Consider the following 18,104-nt stretch of genomic DNA (forward strand, 5'->3'; position numbering starts at 1 on the left):
CTGTCGGTGGTCCGATGATTACGCTTGATCCGGTTCGTTCGTTTGCTTTCGTGATCTACGACTCTTCTGTCCCTGCCGGACCGATGGGCGGTAATGAACTGGACGGCGCAACTGTGGAACTGACCGACGGAGTTAGTACATATACTGCAACATCAGCCATGGGTGGTTTTGCCGATTTCGCGGATGTTAAGTTCGGAACGTATGATTATACAGTGAGCATGGCGGGATATGGCACGGTAACCGGTTCCTTTGAAGTAACTGCTGAAACAGGTGTTACTGTCGGTGGTCCGATGATTACGCTTGATCCGGTTCGTTCGTTTGCTTTCGTGATCTACGACTCTTCTGTCCCTGCCGGACCGATGGGCGGTAATGAACTGGACGGCGCAACTGTGGAACTGACCGACGGAGTTAGTACATATACTGCAACATCAGCCATGGGTGGTTTTGCCGATTTCGCCGATGTTAAGTTCGGAACGTATGATTATACAGTGAGCATGGCGGGATACGGTACAGTAACAGGTACCTTTGAAGTGACTGCTGAAACAGGCATTACTGTCGGTGGTCCGATGATTACGCTTGATCCGGTTCGCTCGTTTGCTTTCGTGATCTACGACTCTTCTGTCCCTGCCGGACCGATGGGCGGTAATGAACTGGACGGCGCAACTGTGGAACTGACTGACGGAAGCAATACATATACAGCTACATCAGCCATGGGTGGTTTTGCCGATTTCGCGGATGTGAAGTTCGGAACGTATGATTATACAGTGAGCATGGCGGGATACGGCACGGTAACAGGTACCTTTGAAGTGACTGCTGAAACAGGCATTACTGTCGGTGGTCCGATGATTACGCTTGATCCGGTTCGCTCGTTTGCTTTCGTGATCTACGACTCTTCTGTCCCTGCCGGACCTATGGGCGGTAATGAGCTGGACGGCGCAACTGTGGAACTGACCGACGGAAGCAATACATATACAGCTACATCAGCCATGGGTGGTTTTGCCGATTTCGCCGATGTGAAGTTCGGAACATACGATTATACAGTGAGTATGTCGGGATACGTTACTGTAACCGGGACCTTTGAAGTGACCAGTGAAACAGGTATTACTGTTGGAGGACCAACGGTAACACTTGATCCGATAGCCACTTCTATAGATAATACAAGTGCTGCCAAACTACTAATTTATCCTAATCCAGCGTCATCTGAAATTAATGTCGAGTTGGGTATTGTGGAAGGACTAGTGATTATTTCAGTGATTAACAGCAATGGAACTGTAGTTAATCAATTCGAGACCACTCAATCAATTAATAACATTGATCTGAATGCTCTATCCAATGGCATTTACTTTATCAATGTGAATGGTGGTGTCTATAACCGGACTATTAAGTTTGTCAAGCAATAATAGTTTGTTAAGTTTTTGATTTTATCCGGACCCTGTACAGGGTCCGGATATTATTACGATTAAGTGATTAAGGTAGAATTCATAGCAATAGAGAAGTTAAGCACATCACTGTAAGTTTAGACTTCTTCAGTATACCCCCATTCTGATTTGCTGTTATTTCGGCAATCACCACCTATTAGTTAACCACAATAAGGGATATGATATACTTTGAATTTAACCATGAAAAACAAGTCATTTGTTCAAGCTGGACGGGGCAGGTACAGATTGATGAAATCTATGAGTATATTGACCGGCTGGCCCAATTACGCACCAGCTATAATTGTTTATATATCCTTCAGGACGACACCCGCTCAGAAATACTAATTAACCATACCCGCGATCTACACCGGATCATTGCCCAGGTGCTGGAACATTTATCGTGCTTTAACAAGGTCTGTATGGCGCATATTGTAGGTGGCCCTCAGCAAACAGTACTGGCAATGATGTACAAAGAGTATTTAAAAGACAGTCCATTGTTTATCAACGAAGCGTTCAGCACACCTGATGCCGGCTTAAAATGGCTGAAAGAAAAGCAAATGATCAATTGTTGTCTTGCAACGAATAGCAACTATGGTCCTGACCAATGTCAGCGCCAAACACCTTGCGAAACTGCTGAATAGTAATAGGAAATATGAATTTAGTACCCAATTCTATATACTAAATTAAATCAGCCCCGATGAAAAGCTGTCACCCTTTGGCAGCTTTTCTTTATTAAGCAAAGTGCATATAATGAGGTTTAAGCCACCATATGTGTTTCGCGAATCTCGTTAATAACACAAGCATATGTCATTCTGGTTCTGCACCATATGTGAACTATAATTTGGACACCCTCTTTATTTTTCATTTGAGCTATCAGGAACAATCATTGGGCTATAAAGGGTACTATCCTCAGCAATATACCTGCATTTTTGTGTCATAGAAATTTAATACTAACACAACTATTAGAGTCATGAACAGATTAGCAAAAATCACAGGCGTTTTAATTCTTTTTACAATGGTACAGCAGCTTACTATTGCTACTAACACTATTCCACCGGGGACAGCTGTAAGTATTCAACTCGATCGTGCATTAAGTTCCCATGGCACTCAGGCAGGCACACAGTTTGGCGGTACAGTTGATTTTGATGTACTGGCCGACAATAAAATCATCATTCCGGCCGGAACCAGGGTGATGGGCCAGGTTACTTCTACAACAACAGCAGGTCGCTTAGCCGGAAGAGCTGATATAACAGTCAGACTTACTAAAATTCAAAGAGGTGATGAATATGTTGATATTGCCAGTTCTGCACTGGTTGTATCCGCATCAGAAGGGCAGGGACGCAGAACAGCACGAAACGTAGCCGTTGGAGCAGGTGTTGGTGCTGTATACAATGGCGGTAAAGGTGCAGGAAGAGGTGCTGCTACAATGGGAGCTGCTTCGCTTTTGGGTGGCGATGGCAATATCACTATTCCTAAGGGCTACAACCTGCAATTTGAATTGATACAAGGTCTGGAATATTGAAATTAATAGGGTTCTTCTTAAAAACGCCCCGCTTCCTATAATGGAAGGCGGGGCGTTTTTTTTCTTCTCACCGGTCAGTTTGGCTGGAAACGAGAGAAAGCCTGTGACTCCCTTTATCTGGCATGGGTCTTTTTACTTTCTATGGTGGTTTTAGTACCATAATTGCAAATCTTCTCTTATTTTTATAGTAAATAACTTTTAAACCAAACTAAATGGGTGTTAAAAAAATAAGCCTCAGTCTGATATGTTACCTAAGCGTTATTCTGGCGAGTGCCCAGATGGTAAGTAGTGAAAAGGCAGATACCACAGCTGCCTTCAAACCAGTTGATGTAATAGAGATACCCAGCAAAAGTGCAGATGCCACCCGAGATATCAATCAGATTAAACGCAGTCTGCTCAAACCCGAACAATTAGAAAAAATTAAAACCGGCAATTCATCAACGCTCAATCTCATAGACAGCTTAATTGTACAGGAAAAAAATATTGAGCTAACACTTTTCAATAAGCGCCATTTAATTAATAAGCGCTCTGTATGGAATCAGCGTCTGCAACAGCTCGAAACAATTCAGGAGCGTATATCATTGCATTTAAAGCAAAATGAAGATCTGGCTATGAAAGCTGAAGCCATCGGCGATACATGGTCTAAGATAGGCCGTTCAATATCTGCCGAGGAAACGGATAGTGTGGTCAAGGCCAATATCATTGAGGTAGTGACAAAAAATGACACCCTGCTGAACCAATTGCATCAACAACGCAGCATATTGTTAGAGATCCAGGATAAGACCATTTCTAAATCGGAACAGATAACATCCATTCTTGAGCGCATAGAAAATAAGCTTGACCAGGAACGCCATAATATCTTTGCCCGAACCAAGGTAGATTTTTCAAACCTGCTGAATAAAAACCAATACATATCGGCTCAAAAAGTATTGCAAAAGAGCCTGATGATCGAAAGCAGGCTATTGGAAGATTACATGAAAGACAAACATAGCGAGGCCCTATTATTCATTGTTATCCTGGTAAGTGGGATGATATTGTTCCGGCAGACCCGAAAAGCAATAATCCGTAAAGGAATTTTAGATATCGATAGTTATTACGCCCAGCAATTCAAGCTATTACTAACCGCTCACTACAGTACCGCTTTCGTTCTTTTCATTTGGTTATCGGCTTTGTTATTCCCCAACCAGCCTTTACTTTTCAAAGATGGCATTCGCATTATTATATGTATTCCATTAACTATTTTATTATATCGCCTGATAAATAAAAAATTGTTTTCAGTTATCGTCATCTTGTTTTTCCTGATATTTGTCCAGTCGATTATCAATCTCTTCCCTCCTAACCACATGGCATATCGTCTTTATCTGTTGATTGCTATTCTATTGGAGTTATTTGTAATGATACGCATTAAAATGGTGGTCAAAACCAATACTTTTAATAGTAAACTTCTGAGCACCCTCGTTAACAAGTTTCTTATTTTAGCCATTGGTATTATTGTAATGGTTATTATTCTCGGTCTGTTCGGTTATATTGTTTTAACCGAGCTGGTTGTTAATGTAGTATTGGCCAATGCATTCAGTATATCATTGTTATTCGTATCCATGCTTATTGTAAATGGTCTTCTTGAACTGCTTTTCAGTATGGAAAGGGTCAAACACCTGAAGGTAGTACAACATTATGGGGAAGGTGTTAAAAACAGGCTAATTCAGTTTGTGTCCATCGCCACTCCTGCCTTGGTTTTATACATAATTCTTGCGAGCGTTGGTTTTGATGAACCCGTAATTAACGCAATAAAATCAAGTATCACTTACCAATTTAAATTTGGTGAAATAAGCTTTTCTATTGAAGATATAATCTTCCTGGTCCTCACCTTATCCTTATCCATATTCTTATCCAATGTGGTTAAAGTCATCCTGGAAGAAGATGTTCTAAGCCGCACTAAGCTCGGCAAAGGATTACCTCATACCATATCTCTGATGGCCAAATACGCTATTATTACCATTGGCGTAACCTTCGCATTCTCAGTGGCGGGTTTTCGTATGGAGAACTTCGCCATTTTAATCGGGGCCTTTGGTGTAGGTATTGGTTTTGGTCTTCAAAATATATTTAACAACCTGGTTTCTGGTTTTATCCTCTTATTTGAACGACCCATTAAAATAGATGATGTCATTGAAGTTGGACAGTTACGTGGCCGCGTGAGATCAATCGGCATTCGTTCAAGTGTTGTACGCACCTTTGACGGGGCTGAGGTAATAGTTCCCAATGGACAGCTCATCTCTAACGAAGTTATAAACTGGACCCACTCCGACCAGATAAGACGTTATGAGGTATTTGTTGGTGTTGCTTATGGCTCTGACGTTGAAAAGGTAAGAGGCATATTGGAAGAGCAGATTAAGAAACACAAGGACATCCTTGACTTTCCTGAACCTGACGTACTCTTTATTAACATGGGTGATAGCTCACTGGATTTCCGCATGCTATACTGGGTGTCTAAAGTACGACAGGGCATCAATATCCAAAGTGATATTACCCAAATGGTTTATGATGCGCTTAACAAGGAAGGTATCTCCATTCCTTTCCCACAGCGCGATATTCATATTATTAAAGATAAAGGGTGATAAAGTAGGATATTATGATTGAGATTATCCGACTTGGTCATATGGCTTCTGTGTTGAAAAATTGGATTTTTCAATGTAAATGCCACTTTCATATTGAACAGGATTAAGCAGCTCTGTCTGGCCTTTAACTAAAGGTCTATTCACGGGAAATAATGAGAGTTTCATCTCATAAATATGCCCCCGGGTATAGCAAACATTTGTAATCTAAAATTAAACATATCCCATCATACAATTAAGTTAGCTTACCAAAAAAAAAGCATATTCTGTCAACATAATGCTTATTAATCATTGAGAAAAGCTATTTTAGTAAAGACTAATCGGAAATTAACTTCCCCGCCGTGCCTGGTGTAAGTGAGAATCGATAAACGGGGAAGTAAAATTAGATAAACACTACTGTATAAAAGGTTATTCAACAGGAATTTAATGTAAAACAAAAATGGTCCGACCATTAATATATCGTTGATAATAAATGTGTTTGCCGAAAAACAAAAGAGTAGGCTTTATTATAACTTAAAGTATTATGAGAAAAATCCCGGGAATTTTAATTGCCATTTTAATGTTAAGCATTTCATTGGCATCTTATGGTCAATCCAGCGAAGATGATTATGCTCTAATTAATGTATATCGTCTTAAGGAAAGTATGATGAGTGGTGGTACCGGCTTAACCATAAAGATACTATTTAACGACGAAGAGGTATGCCAACTCTTAACCAATACAAAATTAGTATACAAACTTCATTCTGCCGGTACCATAAAAGTGAAATGTGTTGCCGAGTTTTCCGGAAGCGGTATTGGTGCTCCTTATGTTGAAACCTTTGAATTTGAGAAAGGCAAAGAATACCATATAAGCCTTGCTGCAGGAAGCATGACAGGCGTTAAAGGTGAAAGCATCAGTGACAAGAAATTAAAAAAGATAGCACAGAACAAGTTTGCTGACACCATTGAGTTAGAAGAAAAAGAATCGTAAAATAATGCTTTAGACCTGTATCAGGCCTTAAAAGACATAGACTGTTGTACAAGGTTTAATACAGGTTTAAAGTGCTTTATTGAAACGTCAGCTGAAAATGAAAGAAGAATTAAAAGCAATTCGATAAATAATACTTAATGGCTCTGATCTGGCTAACGGTAAAACAATAAGTAAATACCTATGGAAAACCTGCTAACCTATTCCCTAACTGTGTTTATGAGCTTTTTCGCTATCATGAACCCCATCGCCAATACTCCAATTTTCCTGGGGCTTGTAGAAGGTGAATCAAAAGAAAACAAGCGCAAGGTAGCCCGCACAGGAACCCTTACTGCCTTTATTATTGTTATCACCTTTGTTATTGCCGGTAAATACATCTTTGAATTATTTGGTATAACTATTCCTGCTTTTAAAATCACTGGTGGTATACTGATCTTTTATGTAGGTTTTGAAATGCTGATGTCTCAAAAGTCAAAAATTCATCATAACAATACCGAAGGAAATAACAACCTGGCTATTTCACCATTGGCTATCCCTATTCTGGCTGGTCCCGGCACTATTGTCACCGCGATGAATAGCGTTACCAATGCCAACTTCATTCACATAGGCATTGTTATCGGCATTTTTGCGGCATTGATATTTTTAACCTATCTGGCTTTTGTATTCAGCGAAAAAATAGTTGATATGGTCGGTCCTAACCTCATATCGGTTGTTGGCAAGCTAATGGGACTGATTCTCGCTATTATTGGCATTGACATGATTACCGAAGGCATTAAACTATCGTTTAACTTGTAAAACACTTACGCCATGATCAATCATACAGGTAAAACATTCATCAGCATCCTATTACTGGCTTTGGTTCTTCTTTCATGCGGAGGAGATAAAAAGGTAAACCAGGATGCCTATGGTAAAAATGATACAAACGGCAGGTTTATAGAGCTTAACGGCAGTCAGATATATTTTGAAACCTATGGTAACAAAGAACATCAAGCTCTTGTGCTGATACATGGTAATGGTGGTTCTATTGCTTCAATGTCCCATCAGATCGATTACTTTAAAGAAGAGTATTTTGTCATTGTTGCCGATAACAGAACACATGGACGATCTGGAGGGGCTGACTCCCTGAACTATAAAATGATGGCTGGTGACTACATGGCTGTTATCAATAGTTTAGCCATCAAATCGGCCCATGTACTTGGTCATAGTGATGGTGGAATTATTGGTTTGCTGATGGCCATCAATTACCCCGACAAAATAAGTAAACTGGTGGCAGCAGTACCTAATATTGTTCCTGGTGAAGCAGCAATTGAATCATGGGAACTGGAGTTAAGCAAACAATACAGGGCACTTATCGACTCAATGATCAGGAGTGGAGATCAAAGTCGTAATTGGGCCAATGAACAACTTCACATGAATCTGATGCGCGATTACCCTAACATTACCCTTTCAGATCTATCAAAAATTAAATGCCCTGTACTGGTAATGACAAGCGACAACGATATTATAAAAACCCGTCATATACTCTCCATATTCGAAAACATACCTAATGCTCATTTATTTGTAATGCCCGGCGCAACACATTTTATGATTCGTGATGAACATGAACTATATAACTCAATGTCAAATCGTTTTCTTTCTACGCCATTTGCACGACCAACAAGTAAAGATGTTTTGATGGAGATGATTGGATTGAATGAATAACAAATCGGTATGCAGCATTAAAAATAGTATAAGACAATGGCATACTTTGAGTTTGATAACAGAAAAGTGTATTACAAGGTATGTGGGAAAGGTACTCCTCTCCTTTTATTACATGGAAATACTGCCTCTTCATGCATGTTTAATGGCCTGATTGAGTCATATGCAGAATACTTTCAGGTCATAACCATTGACTTCCCCGGCCATGGGCAATCAGAACGAATGAAGAAGTTTGAAATCGATTTCTGGTACTATAATTCTAAAGCCTGTTATAAATTAATCAAGCTTCTTAAACTCGATAAACTCTCTCTTATTGGAACAAGTGGAGGTGCCCTGGTAGCCATTAATCTGGCACTTGAGCATCCTGAATGTTTCCATTATATTGTTGCTGACAGCTTTGAAGGTGAATTTCCTTTAACATCGTATATGGATTCTTTGGAAGCTGAGCGGGAAGTTGGTAAAAAAGATGCTTCTACACAATTATTCTGGAAACATAACCACGGTTCAGACTGGGAAGACATCGTTGATGCAGACACAAAAATGCTACTTGAATTTACCCGGCATGGTAAGTCCTTTTTTCATCGGTCAATTTCTGAGTTAAAAGTTCCAACATTGCTGACAGGAAGTAAAGAAGACGAATATTGTCCATACCTTGAAGACATATACAGTGACTTACAAAAGAAAAATCCATTATTAAGAATAAACTTATTTAAAAAAGGCAATCACCCTGCAATGCTTTCTAATGACATAGCATTTTTTGAGTTACTTAAAAAGGCGATTATTAATACCTGAAGATATTTTTTACACCTTACATACAAATTATATGAAACATATGCGATTACTTATTTTAGCACTTTTAATCCTAATTAGCGCTACCTCTATAGCGCAAACAAACACAAAAGTTGAACTTACCGAATATATCAGAGAAATACAGATCTGGCACAAGGAGCAAAACAACATGTCTTTGGCATTCTGGATTCCTAAAAGCTATTGGAGGCTGGCTCTTGCCGACAGTCCTATGGTTAACGAGCAGGTTTTGTCAGAAATTGAAAGAGCCTTTGAGGATTATGTATTGGTTTGTGCTCTCGATGGTGAAATTCAAGTAAACGGAATGATGACATTTACCAATAAAACCGAACTTAGTAAGACCATTGCGGTAATAGACAGTGATAACAACAATTATTTTCCACTTACGAATGAAGAACTATCACCCGAGGCTTTAGCTTTCTCTGAAGCAATTCGCCCTATGTTTGCTCAAATGCTGGGACAAATGGGGCAAGGCATGCATTTTTACTTCTTTGAAGTTAAAGATCAACAAGGGGCCAATGTTTTTAACGAATATCAAAAAGGTCAGTTTAAGATTAAGCATTCAAACAAAGAATTTGAATATAAGCTACCATTAGTTTGCTTGTTACCCTCTAAAAAGTGTCCTGTAGATGGAGCCGAAATGAAAGGAAACTGGGAATATTGCCCGTATCATGGTGTTGAATTGAAGGAGTAATTCATTGCTGAGACAGTTATAAAATAAATCGCCCAAGAAATTAAAACTCAATAAAAATGAACAATCTCTTCGCCAGGAAAATGGAAGATAAATCAGATGCTGAGTTAAAAGAAATAATTGAGAACAGGGGAGACTATCAGGATGAAGCTTTCTCAGCTGCTTTGTATGAAGTAGAAAAACGACGCAAAGCCAGAGTATATGAATCAACCCTTGAGAATGATATTGATGAAAAGAATAAGGATCAGGAAGCAGAGGAGGACTATAACCTGCATCGCTCATTCTCTGAAATAATGAGCGGGCTGTTGCCGGGAAGTGGTTACATCATCACCCCCATTATTATTTATATCAATATTCTGGTATTCTTTGTTATGGTTCTTTCTGGTGTTCACCCTCTTGAGCCAGGCGTTGAAGATCTGATAAACTGGGGAGGTAACCTTAGGTCTGTAACCCTTATGGGTGAAGCATGGCGTTTACTAAGCAGCGCCTTTTTACATATAGGAGTCATGCATCTGCTCTTTAACATGTATGCCTTGCTGTTTATCGGTAAAGAAATTGAGACACAAACAGGCAGTTCCAAATTTCTGTTTGCCTACCTGATGACAGCCGTACTGGCCAGCATTGCAAGTATTGTTAGTAATGAAAACATTGTTTCAGCTGGTGCCTCAGGAGCCATATTTGGCATGTATGGGGTACTTATTGCTTTGTTGTTATTGAAAGGCATAGAAATACCCAAGAAAATACGTGGTAACTTTATTACCAGTGTATTCATATTTGTTGGTTATAACTTGTTTAGTGGTTTTACAGAGGAAGGTATTGATAATGCTGCCCACATTGGAGGATTGGTAAGTGGGCTTATCATAGGAAGCATCTTTTTTGTCACCCGAAATAATCTGCGCCTGACTCGTATTACTAATTTCTTAGTGGCACTGGCCATTACTTTACTTACCATTTCACTGCCTGCCATTGTTCCCAATCAGATGGGAACATACAATAAAATGATGAATGAATTCACCATATTGGAAGAAACAGCACTGAGCATCAACAATCTGCCTGAGAATGCTTCTGATGAGATGGTTCTTAAGGCCGTTACCATAGACGGAATTCCCAATTGGAAAAAATGCCTTGCTATAGTGAACCAGCTGGATACCATAAGCAACTTACCAGAGGAGTATTATGAGCAGAACAGGTTATTAAAGCTCTATTGTGATTATCGAATAGCCAGTTTTAAACTTCTTGAACGCTCCATTCGTCAGCAAACATCCGCTTACGACCTGTCCATTGCAGAATACACTGATAAAATTAACCTGCTTGTGGAAAGGATACATGGTGCCGATGTGCCCGACAGTGCACTGGTTGTAAATATACCTGAAGAAGAACTTCAACTAAGTGAAAGTATTATCAATTCCAAAGGTCCGTTGTATGTGGTAGATGGTGTGCCGGTCGAGTCCGTTAACCATATTGACCCGCTATCAATCGATCAGCTTAACGTTCTCAAAGATGAGGCAGCCACAGCTTTATACGGAGATCGCGGAAAGAACGGAGTGGTATTGATCACCACGAAAAAGGTAAAATATCCAAGACATACGGCTTCGGGAAACACCTATATTAACGACTCAACAAAAGTATTAAGAGCCTATCATAAAAACGGACAAATAGAAAGTGAAACCTATTATGTTAATGGAAGATTGCATGGAACCTATAAAGAATGGTATAAAAACGGCCAGTTAAAATCTGAAATAAAATACATTAATGGCAAACGGGAAGGGATAACAACTGATTATTATTCCAATGGACAAAAAAAGGATGAAATGCTCTACCGGAATAATAGTTTTATAAGGTATAACCGTAAATGGGATGAATATGGAAATACGCTGGCAATTGAAGATTAACGGACGCTCCATGCAGTATGTATTTGATAAAAACACAGTCTTAAACCTCTAATAACTGACACCTATGAATATTCCGGATAAAGGCATAAGAATTATCAATTTCACCATTGATCTTTTAGCGATAGCTGTTGCTTACAGTGTAATTAGTAATTTGATCATTGTCTCCATAAATCCTAATATCATCATGTATGTTTGCATGTTCTTTTACTATTTGATTTTCGAATCAATAAACGGGCGAACAATTGGTAAGATCATTACAGATACGAAAGTTGTGGATTCGAAACACACAAAACCAGGTTTCTTAAGAATATTATTAAGAACAGTATTAAGATTCAATCCCTTCGATGTTATGTCCTACCTTTTGGGAACGGAGGTAGGCGCCCATGATAAAATATCACGCACAATGGTGGTTAAATCAAATAAATAAATCCAAACAACCGGGATATACCTTCTCCAATAAACAGTAATTATTATAAAGACACCTTAATATGGAAAGCACCATTTTCATTATTATTTTCGCAGTAGTTGCCATATTCATAGTAATTGCCGCATTCTATTCCAATAAAGCGGTTGTTAAACGCAAACTTAAGAAAGCTGAACGCAAAGACCTGAATGATTTCAAAGATGAAGAAACAGCCAGGGTGGTTGGTACCATTGAGTGCACTGGTACTCCATTAACTGCACCCTTATCAGGACGACATTGTGCTCATTACTACATCAAAGTTGAACAGGAACGTTCGTCGGGTAAAAGCTCCAGCTGGCATACGCTTGTAGAGGAAGAGGTTACCGGGGATTTTGTTATACGCGATGGTGAAAACCGGGCTTTTATAAATGGCACCAATGTTAAAAGCTACATCGTGCAAGACCGCAAGTATAGGTCAGGCTTTTTAAACGATGCCAGTCAAAACCTTGAGCGATACCTGAACCAAAAAGGTCATGAAAGCGAAAACATGTTAGGTTTTAACAAAACACTGCGCTATAAAGAAGGTGTATTAGAAGAAGGCGAAGAAGTTGCTGTCTACGGCAAAGGCATTTGGAAAAGTGCCGAATCACTTCATTTACCGGAAGCTTATGGTCGGGTATTGGAAATAAGTGCCACAGCAGATGAACCCATCTATCTGAGCGATGACCCTGACACGACTAAGGAGACGATAAAAAAGCCCCAAGATCAGCAAAAGCCCGAAACCACTTCCGTTAGTGGCGAGGCTGACAGTCGCTATTTTAAACAATCCAGTAACGACCGCTATTTTAAGAAATCGTAGATTGTTATAGTATTCAATTGTTAAACTGTTGATTAGTTGAGAAGTTGATTAGTTGAGTAGTTGAGTAGTTGAGTAGTTGAAGAGTTGAGTAGTTGAATTATTTAGTGATCTTGCGAACTAATTGTCGAATTGATAAACGAATTAAAAACCCGGTTCTCTAATGTGAGACCCGGGTTTTTAATTCGTCAATCATAATTCACAATACCATTACTTCATAAATGCATTCACTTCCTGGCGCCACTTCTCCAGTTTTCCGGATAGTTTTTGGCTTATTTCGGGCTGTTCTTCTGACAGATCATGTTGTTCACCAATATCTGTTGACAGATCATACAATTCAACTCTATCATTGTTATAGTAATCGATCAACTTGTATTGTCCCATAAGAATGGCTGAACAGTCGATATCGCCCGTTGCATGTGGTCTGCTGACTGGTGAGTGCCAATAGATAGCTCGCTCGCTATCTGGTTGCTTGTCTCCCTTAATAAAAGGACTCAGGCTAACACCGTCCAAATGCGCTTCAGGAAGTAAAGCTGCTCCGGCCATATCCAGAATGGTTGGAAAGAAATCTGTTCCGGTAACAACAGTGTTATTATATGTACCGGCTTTGGTAATGCCAGGCCAGCTGACAATCATGGGCTCACGAACTCCTCCTTCATACAAGTGTCCTTTCCCCGCGCGCAGAGGATGGTTAGACGTAGCTACCCGTCTCGGATTAAATCCCTTGTTTGACAAACCTCCATTATCTGAAAAGAAGATAACAATTGTATTATCCGTTTCTCCCATTTGTTCTACGGTATTCAAAAGGCGTCCCAGGTTTTCATCCATACTGTATATCAACGCTGCATATTCCGGGTCATCCTGATGCATCTTGGTGGTTCCGGTACCTTCTTCAATAAAAGGTTCGCCATCATAGCTCATGGTTGACAACTTGTCTTTGAACTTTTTCACATGCTCTGGTTTCCCATGCAATGGTTCATGAACAGCGTAATGCGAAACAAATGCAAAAAATGGCTGATCAGGCTGACTTTGATGCTGTTGCTTTAACCATTCAATGGTCTTATCCGTTAAATGGTCAGTCAGGTATTGCCCCTCTACTCCATCATCCAATCCTTCGATTGGTGCTTTTTTACCTTTCTGCTTCCCTTCATTATAAGGATAAAAGTAAGAAATTGGCGAACCCGCATGTCCACCGGCAATATTAACATCAAAACCCACATCCTGTGGCATGGTTCCTGATGTTGCCAAATGCCACTTACCGGCAAAAAGTGTTGCATAACCAGCTTCTTTCAATGCCGATGCAATGGTTTGTTCATCGGCCTTTAACTTTCCTTCATCACCCGGACGAACATTTAACTTTCCTTCACCAGGCCCCGGCATCTGAGCACGGGCAGGGTATTTACCTGTTATAATGGAATAACGCGAAGGAACACATCGTGGATGAGTGGCATAAGCGTTGTTAAAGATCATACCATTGCCGGCCAGCTTATCGATATTAGGAGTTTCATAGAACTCTGAACCATTATAGCCCACATCGGCCCACCCCAGATCATCAGCCAAAAAGAAAATAATGTTTGGCGCCTTTTCTTTGCTTTCTTGTCCACACCCCTGCAGAAGAGTAACAAGAACTAATGCGAATAGAATCTGAATATATTTCATAACAGCTTGTTATTAAAAAACGAGCTATAAAAGCCCGTCTTTCAAATTAATATTGTTTTGGATGACGGTAATCGCCATAAGGATTTTTCACTGTTCGCTTTAAAGGTATATTCATACCATGTGTTTCTTCGAGCCAATCATATAAATCCGAGGCCAGTTGCTTCGCCACATCAGCATATTCAGGATTACCCATCAGGTTATATTTCTCATCAGGATCATTGATAATATCATATAGCTCGTTCTGGTCCCATACACCCTGATAACGCATGTATTTGTACTGATCGGTACGAACGCCGAACACAGTTGGAGTCATTGGAAAATCATATTCCCAGAAGTACTCGTAATAGACGCGTTTACGCCAGCCTTCTTCATTACCCTCTAATAATTGTATCATCGACTTACCAGGCATATAGTCCGGCTTTTTTAATCCGGCACACTCAAATATGGTAGGTGCCACATCCACATTCTGTACCATGCGTTCTATATTTTTACCCCCTTCGAATATCTCAGGGCAACGAATTAACATTGGTACCTTAACCGATTCCTCATAAAAATGGCGTTTATCGATCAGCCCGTGTTCTCCCCAGCTAAAACCATTGTCACCCATATATATTACCATGGTTGACTCATCCAAACCATTGGCCCGCAACCATTCCATCACCGAACCGATGCTTTCATCAACGCCCAGTAAAGTTTCACAGTATTTCTGAAGATTCTCATCGAAAGTACCGTTTTTATCATGGTACATATAATCAACACCATGCCAGCTGTGGCGTTGCTGTTTCACCCACTCCGGCCACTTCAGGTCTTTATAGTCTTCACCAATTGTTTGTGTATAGGTAGCAGGTTTATCAATTGTTTTTCCATCATAGACCCCGTCATGACGCTTGGCCGGTTTAAACAAGGCATGAACGGCTTTGTGCGACAGGTACATGAAGAATGGTTTATCCTGATCACGCTTATCCAGCCATTCCAATGCATGCTCGGTCAACAGATCTGTTATATATGTATCTTCATCATACTGTACACGTTCTCCGTTAATATTCAGGTTAGGCGCATAATAATCACCTTGTCCCTTAAAGCTCTCCCAATGGTCAAATCCAGGTCGGGGATCGTCATGTTCGTCGCCCATGTGCCATTTACCAAAGAAACCAGTTTGGTATCCTGCTTTCTGAAGGTATTGAGGAAAGTAAACCAGGTTACCTGGATCGGGAGCCACATTATCAACGATAGTGTGAACATGCGAATACTGACCGGTTAATATACTGGCTCGGCTTGGAGAACACAGTGAAGTTGTAACAAAGGCATTTTTCATATAGGCTCCTTCGCTGGCCAGCTTGTCCATTTCAGGTGTTTCTAACCAGGGCACCTTACCGGTAAAGCCCATATAGTCATACCTGTGATCATCGGTAAGAATAAATATAACATTCCGTTTCTTAGCCCCTTCTATTTGTGTAATGGTCAAATCAGAATCCGATTCTTTGGCCTGGCGGGCAGAGTCGCTGCAGCTTGCCAAAAGCACGAACAGTAAAAGTAGATTAATTATCAATTTCATAATTCCAATATATATGTCATTTATTTTACAAGCACCTTGAGGTCCGATATAGCGTAATCCCCTTTATTAATGAAATTTAACTTAAGGGCCCAATCGCCATTATCTGCTATGGGAATGGTTATTGTTTGCGTTTTACGGTTTTTACTTGCTTTTACAATTCGGGTAGCCCTTTTATTGTCTGAGGTGTTCAGGTTTATTTTCATTTCAGGACCTTTATATTCCATGGTAATATTCAGGGACTGACCATTATGAAGCTTTAGTTTTTCTTTATACTCCAATTGCAAATCCCATGGCTTTTGGCCAAGGGCACTAACTTTTGCCTCCAGCGTATTGCCTGAAATATTAAAAGCAGCATCTGCGCCATTACGGCTGATGCGCTTCCATTTGTCATCAATTGATTCACCCAGAACAATAACGGATTGATTGTTGACAGAATTAGCGTTCAATTGCTGATTGATACTGCCGGATGTTTTGCATTGCTCATTTTGCTGAACAACAAAATCAATGAAGATCTGCAACATCTGCTTCTTAACAGTCAAATACTTCGATTTCTCATACAGGTTACTTGTTTCGTACGGATCATTTTTATAATCGTATAATTCACCCGCCACAATTGTATTCGTTCCCAATGGCATAGTCGTATTCCATCCATCATTCATCCATAATGTTAACCTGAAACGATCACTTCTGATCGAATAGCCCTTTTTCTTGCCTCTGTTAAACTGGCTGACCGCCACCGGTTTGACCATTTCATCGTTATTTTCTATGGCAGATACCAGGCTAATGCCTTGCAAATGCGCTGGAGTCTCAAGTCCTGACAGTTCACACAAGGTTGGAAATACATCAACAAACTCTGCAGGGTGAGCGTAAGTACCGGCATCAAAACCCGGTGCTGTTATTATTAATGGCACACGTGTAGCCTGTTCAAAATTAGAGTGTTTACACCACATCGAGTGATCACCTAAATGCCAGCCATGGTCGCCCCAGACAACAACAACAGTGTTCTTATCCAACCCTGTTTCCTTTAGTTTTGCCATAACCTTACCAACCTGTGCATCAATGAACGAGATGGCTGCATAATAGCCATGTATTAATTCTTTCTGCTTTGATTCCGGTAACTGCATTGTATTGATATCGGTAAACGAACTTAAGGGAGGAATATCAGTATAGCTTTGCAATTCACCTGAATTATGGTATGCCAGCTTCACACCATCTCTTACCGGATGAGGGTATTTGGCCAGTTGTATTTCATCACGATCGTACAAATCCCAATAAGTGGTTGGTGCGGCAAATGGTAAGTGCGGACGTTTAAAACCAACAGCCAAAAAGAAAGGTTTGTTTTTTTTGTCAGCAAACTGCTCAATGTATGACACGGCATTATTGGCTATTTGTCCATCGATATAGGCGTCATCAGGTACATCAGCCATCTCCACAGAAGGCTTAAAACGCTCACTCACATACTTATGCACATTAACTTTTTTACGACGGGCCTCTTCTTCCAGCTCATGAACGATCTTCTTACGATCCTCCAATGCGTAGTACGACAAGCCGGGCTCTCCATATTCGGCCGGGTAGTTATATTTTGAACTTTTACTGTAAGGAATGCTCCACGATGGTTTATCATATTGCTTATCAACACAGCGTGGGTCATAAATTTTGCCAACGGCTACCGTTTCGTACCCATTGTTCTTAAAATACTCCGGCAGGGCCAATATATCAGGATTAACATCGCGCATTCGTGTTTTCAGATCCCAAACACCCGTGTAATCAGGGCGCATTCCTGTCATAATACTAGCGCGTGAAGGGCCGCAAACGGCTTGCTGACAATGCGCATTGGTAAAGATAACGCCCGAATTGGCCAGGGCATCCATGTGTGGTGTCACCATAAAATCAGCCCCATAGCTACCTGTTAAGGGCTTCATATCATCAATGGCAATAAACAGTATATTGGGTCGTTCCTGCGCTTTGACGCAAAAAGCAACCATTAGCATAATTATGGACATCCACTTTTTCATATCTCAAAT

15 protein-coding genes are annotated in these 18,104 nt (G+C 40.3%); 12 read left to right on the top strand and 3 right to left on the bottom strand.

The annotated features are described in order from the left end of the window. The 12 genes from ACRD69_RS17835 to ACRD69_RS17890 form a co-directional block, all read left to right on the top strand. A partial coding sequence (locus ACRD69_RS17835; protein ID WP_430816486.1) for a T9SS type A sorting domain-containing protein occupies window positions 1-1,400 on the top strand: 1,400 nt, incomplete at its 5' end. A 197-nt stretch (window positions 1,401-1,597) separates the two neighbouring features. Beyond that, on the top strand, window positions 1,598-2,059 hold the full coding sequence (locus tag ACRD69_RS17840; RefSeq protein ID WP_430816487.1) for a hypothetical protein: 462 nt from the start codon (window positions 1,598-1,600) through the stop codon (window positions 2,057-2,059). A gap of 329 nt (window positions 2,060-2,388) precedes the next feature. After that, window positions 2,389-2,940, top strand: a complete 552-nt coding sequence (locus tag ACRD69_RS17845; protein WP_430816488.1) for a hypothetical protein — start codon at window positions 2,389-2,391, stop codon at window positions 2,938-2,940. A gap of 212 nt (window positions 2,941-3,152) precedes the next feature. Further along, window positions 3,153-5,555, top strand: coding sequence for a mechanosensitive ion channel family protein (locus ACRD69_RS17850; RefSeq protein ID WP_430816489.1), 2,403 nt, complete (start codon window positions 3,153-3,155; stop codon window positions 5,553-5,555). Between the two features lie 520 nt (window positions 5,556-6,075). Next, window positions 6,076-6,522, top strand: coding sequence for a hypothetical protein (locus ACRD69_RS17855; RefSeq protein WP_430816490.1), 447 nt, complete (start codon window positions 6,076-6,078; stop codon window positions 6,520-6,522). Between the two features lie 180 nt (window positions 6,523-6,702). Then, window positions 6,703-7,314, top strand: coding sequence for a MarC family protein (locus ACRD69_RS17860; RefSeq protein WP_430816491.1), 612 nt, complete (start codon window positions 6,703-6,705; stop codon window positions 7,312-7,314). A gap of 12 nt (window positions 7,315-7,326) precedes the next feature. Further along, a complete protein-coding gene (locus ACRD69_RS17865) occupies window positions 7,327-8,220 on the top strand; it encodes an alpha/beta fold hydrolase (RefSeq protein WP_430816492.1) in 894 nt (297 codons plus the stop codon). A 36-nt stretch (window positions 8,221-8,256) separates the two neighbouring features. After that, the gene (locus ACRD69_RS17870; RefSeq protein WP_430816493.1) at window positions 8,257-9,009 is read left to right on the top strand and encodes an alpha/beta fold hydrolase; all 753 of its coding nucleotides are present in this window, start codon (window positions 8,257-8,259) and stop codon (window positions 9,007-9,009) included. 31 nt (window positions 9,010-9,040) lie between these two features. Beyond that, window positions 9,041-9,718 (top strand): hypothetical protein, encoded by a 678-nt coding sequence (locus ACRD69_RS17875; protein WP_430816494.1) that lies wholly within the window; start codon window positions 9,041-9,043, stop codon window positions 9,716-9,718. Between the two features lie 56 nt (window positions 9,719-9,774). Continuing rightward, window positions 9,775-11,607, top strand: coding sequence for a rhomboid family intramembrane serine protease (locus ACRD69_RS17880; RefSeq protein ID WP_430816495.1), 1,833 nt, complete (start codon window positions 9,775-9,777; stop codon window positions 11,605-11,607). A gap of 64 nt (window positions 11,608-11,671) precedes the next feature. Continuing rightward, a complete protein-coding gene (locus ACRD69_RS17885) occupies window positions 11,672-12,034 on the top strand; it encodes an RDD family protein (protein WP_430816496.1) in 363 nt (120 codons plus the stop codon). 61 nt (window positions 12,035-12,095) lie between these two features. Further along, complete coding sequence (locus ACRD69_RS17890) at window positions 12,096-12,869, top strand: hypothetical protein (protein WP_430816497.1); 774 nt, start codon at window positions 12,096-12,098, stop codon at window positions 12,867-12,869. Between the two features lie 207 nt (window positions 12,870-13,076). On the opposite strand, the gene ACRD69_RS17895 is transcribed toward ACRD69_RS17890, so the two are convergent. The 3 genes from ACRD69_RS17895 to ACRD69_RS17905 are packed head-to-tail and all read right to left on the bottom strand — an operon-like array spanning window position 13,077 to window position 18,095. Next, complete coding sequence (locus ACRD69_RS17895) at window positions 13,077-14,525, bottom strand: sulfatase (RefSeq protein ID WP_430816498.1); 1,449 nt, start codon at window positions 14,523-14,525, stop codon at window positions 13,077-13,079. 46 nt (window positions 14,526-14,571) lie between these two features. Continuing rightward, window positions 14,572-16,080 (bottom strand): sulfatase family protein, encoded by a 1,509-nt coding sequence (locus ACRD69_RS17900; protein WP_430816499.1) that lies wholly within the window; start codon window positions 16,078-16,080, stop codon window positions 14,572-14,574. 20 nt (window positions 16,081-16,100) lie between these two features. After that, window positions 16,101-18,095, bottom strand: coding sequence for a sulfatase (locus ACRD69_RS17905; protein ID WP_430816500.1), 1,995 nt, complete (start codon window positions 18,093-18,095; stop codon window positions 16,101-16,103). Window positions 18,096-18,104: the final 9 nt, after the last annotated feature.

Origin of the sequence: Carboxylicivirga agarovorans (assembly GCF_050589845.1) — a bacterium.
GTDB lineage: Bacteria > Bacteroidota > Bacteroidia > Bacteroidales > Marinilabiliaceae > Carboxylicivirga > Carboxylicivirga agarovorans.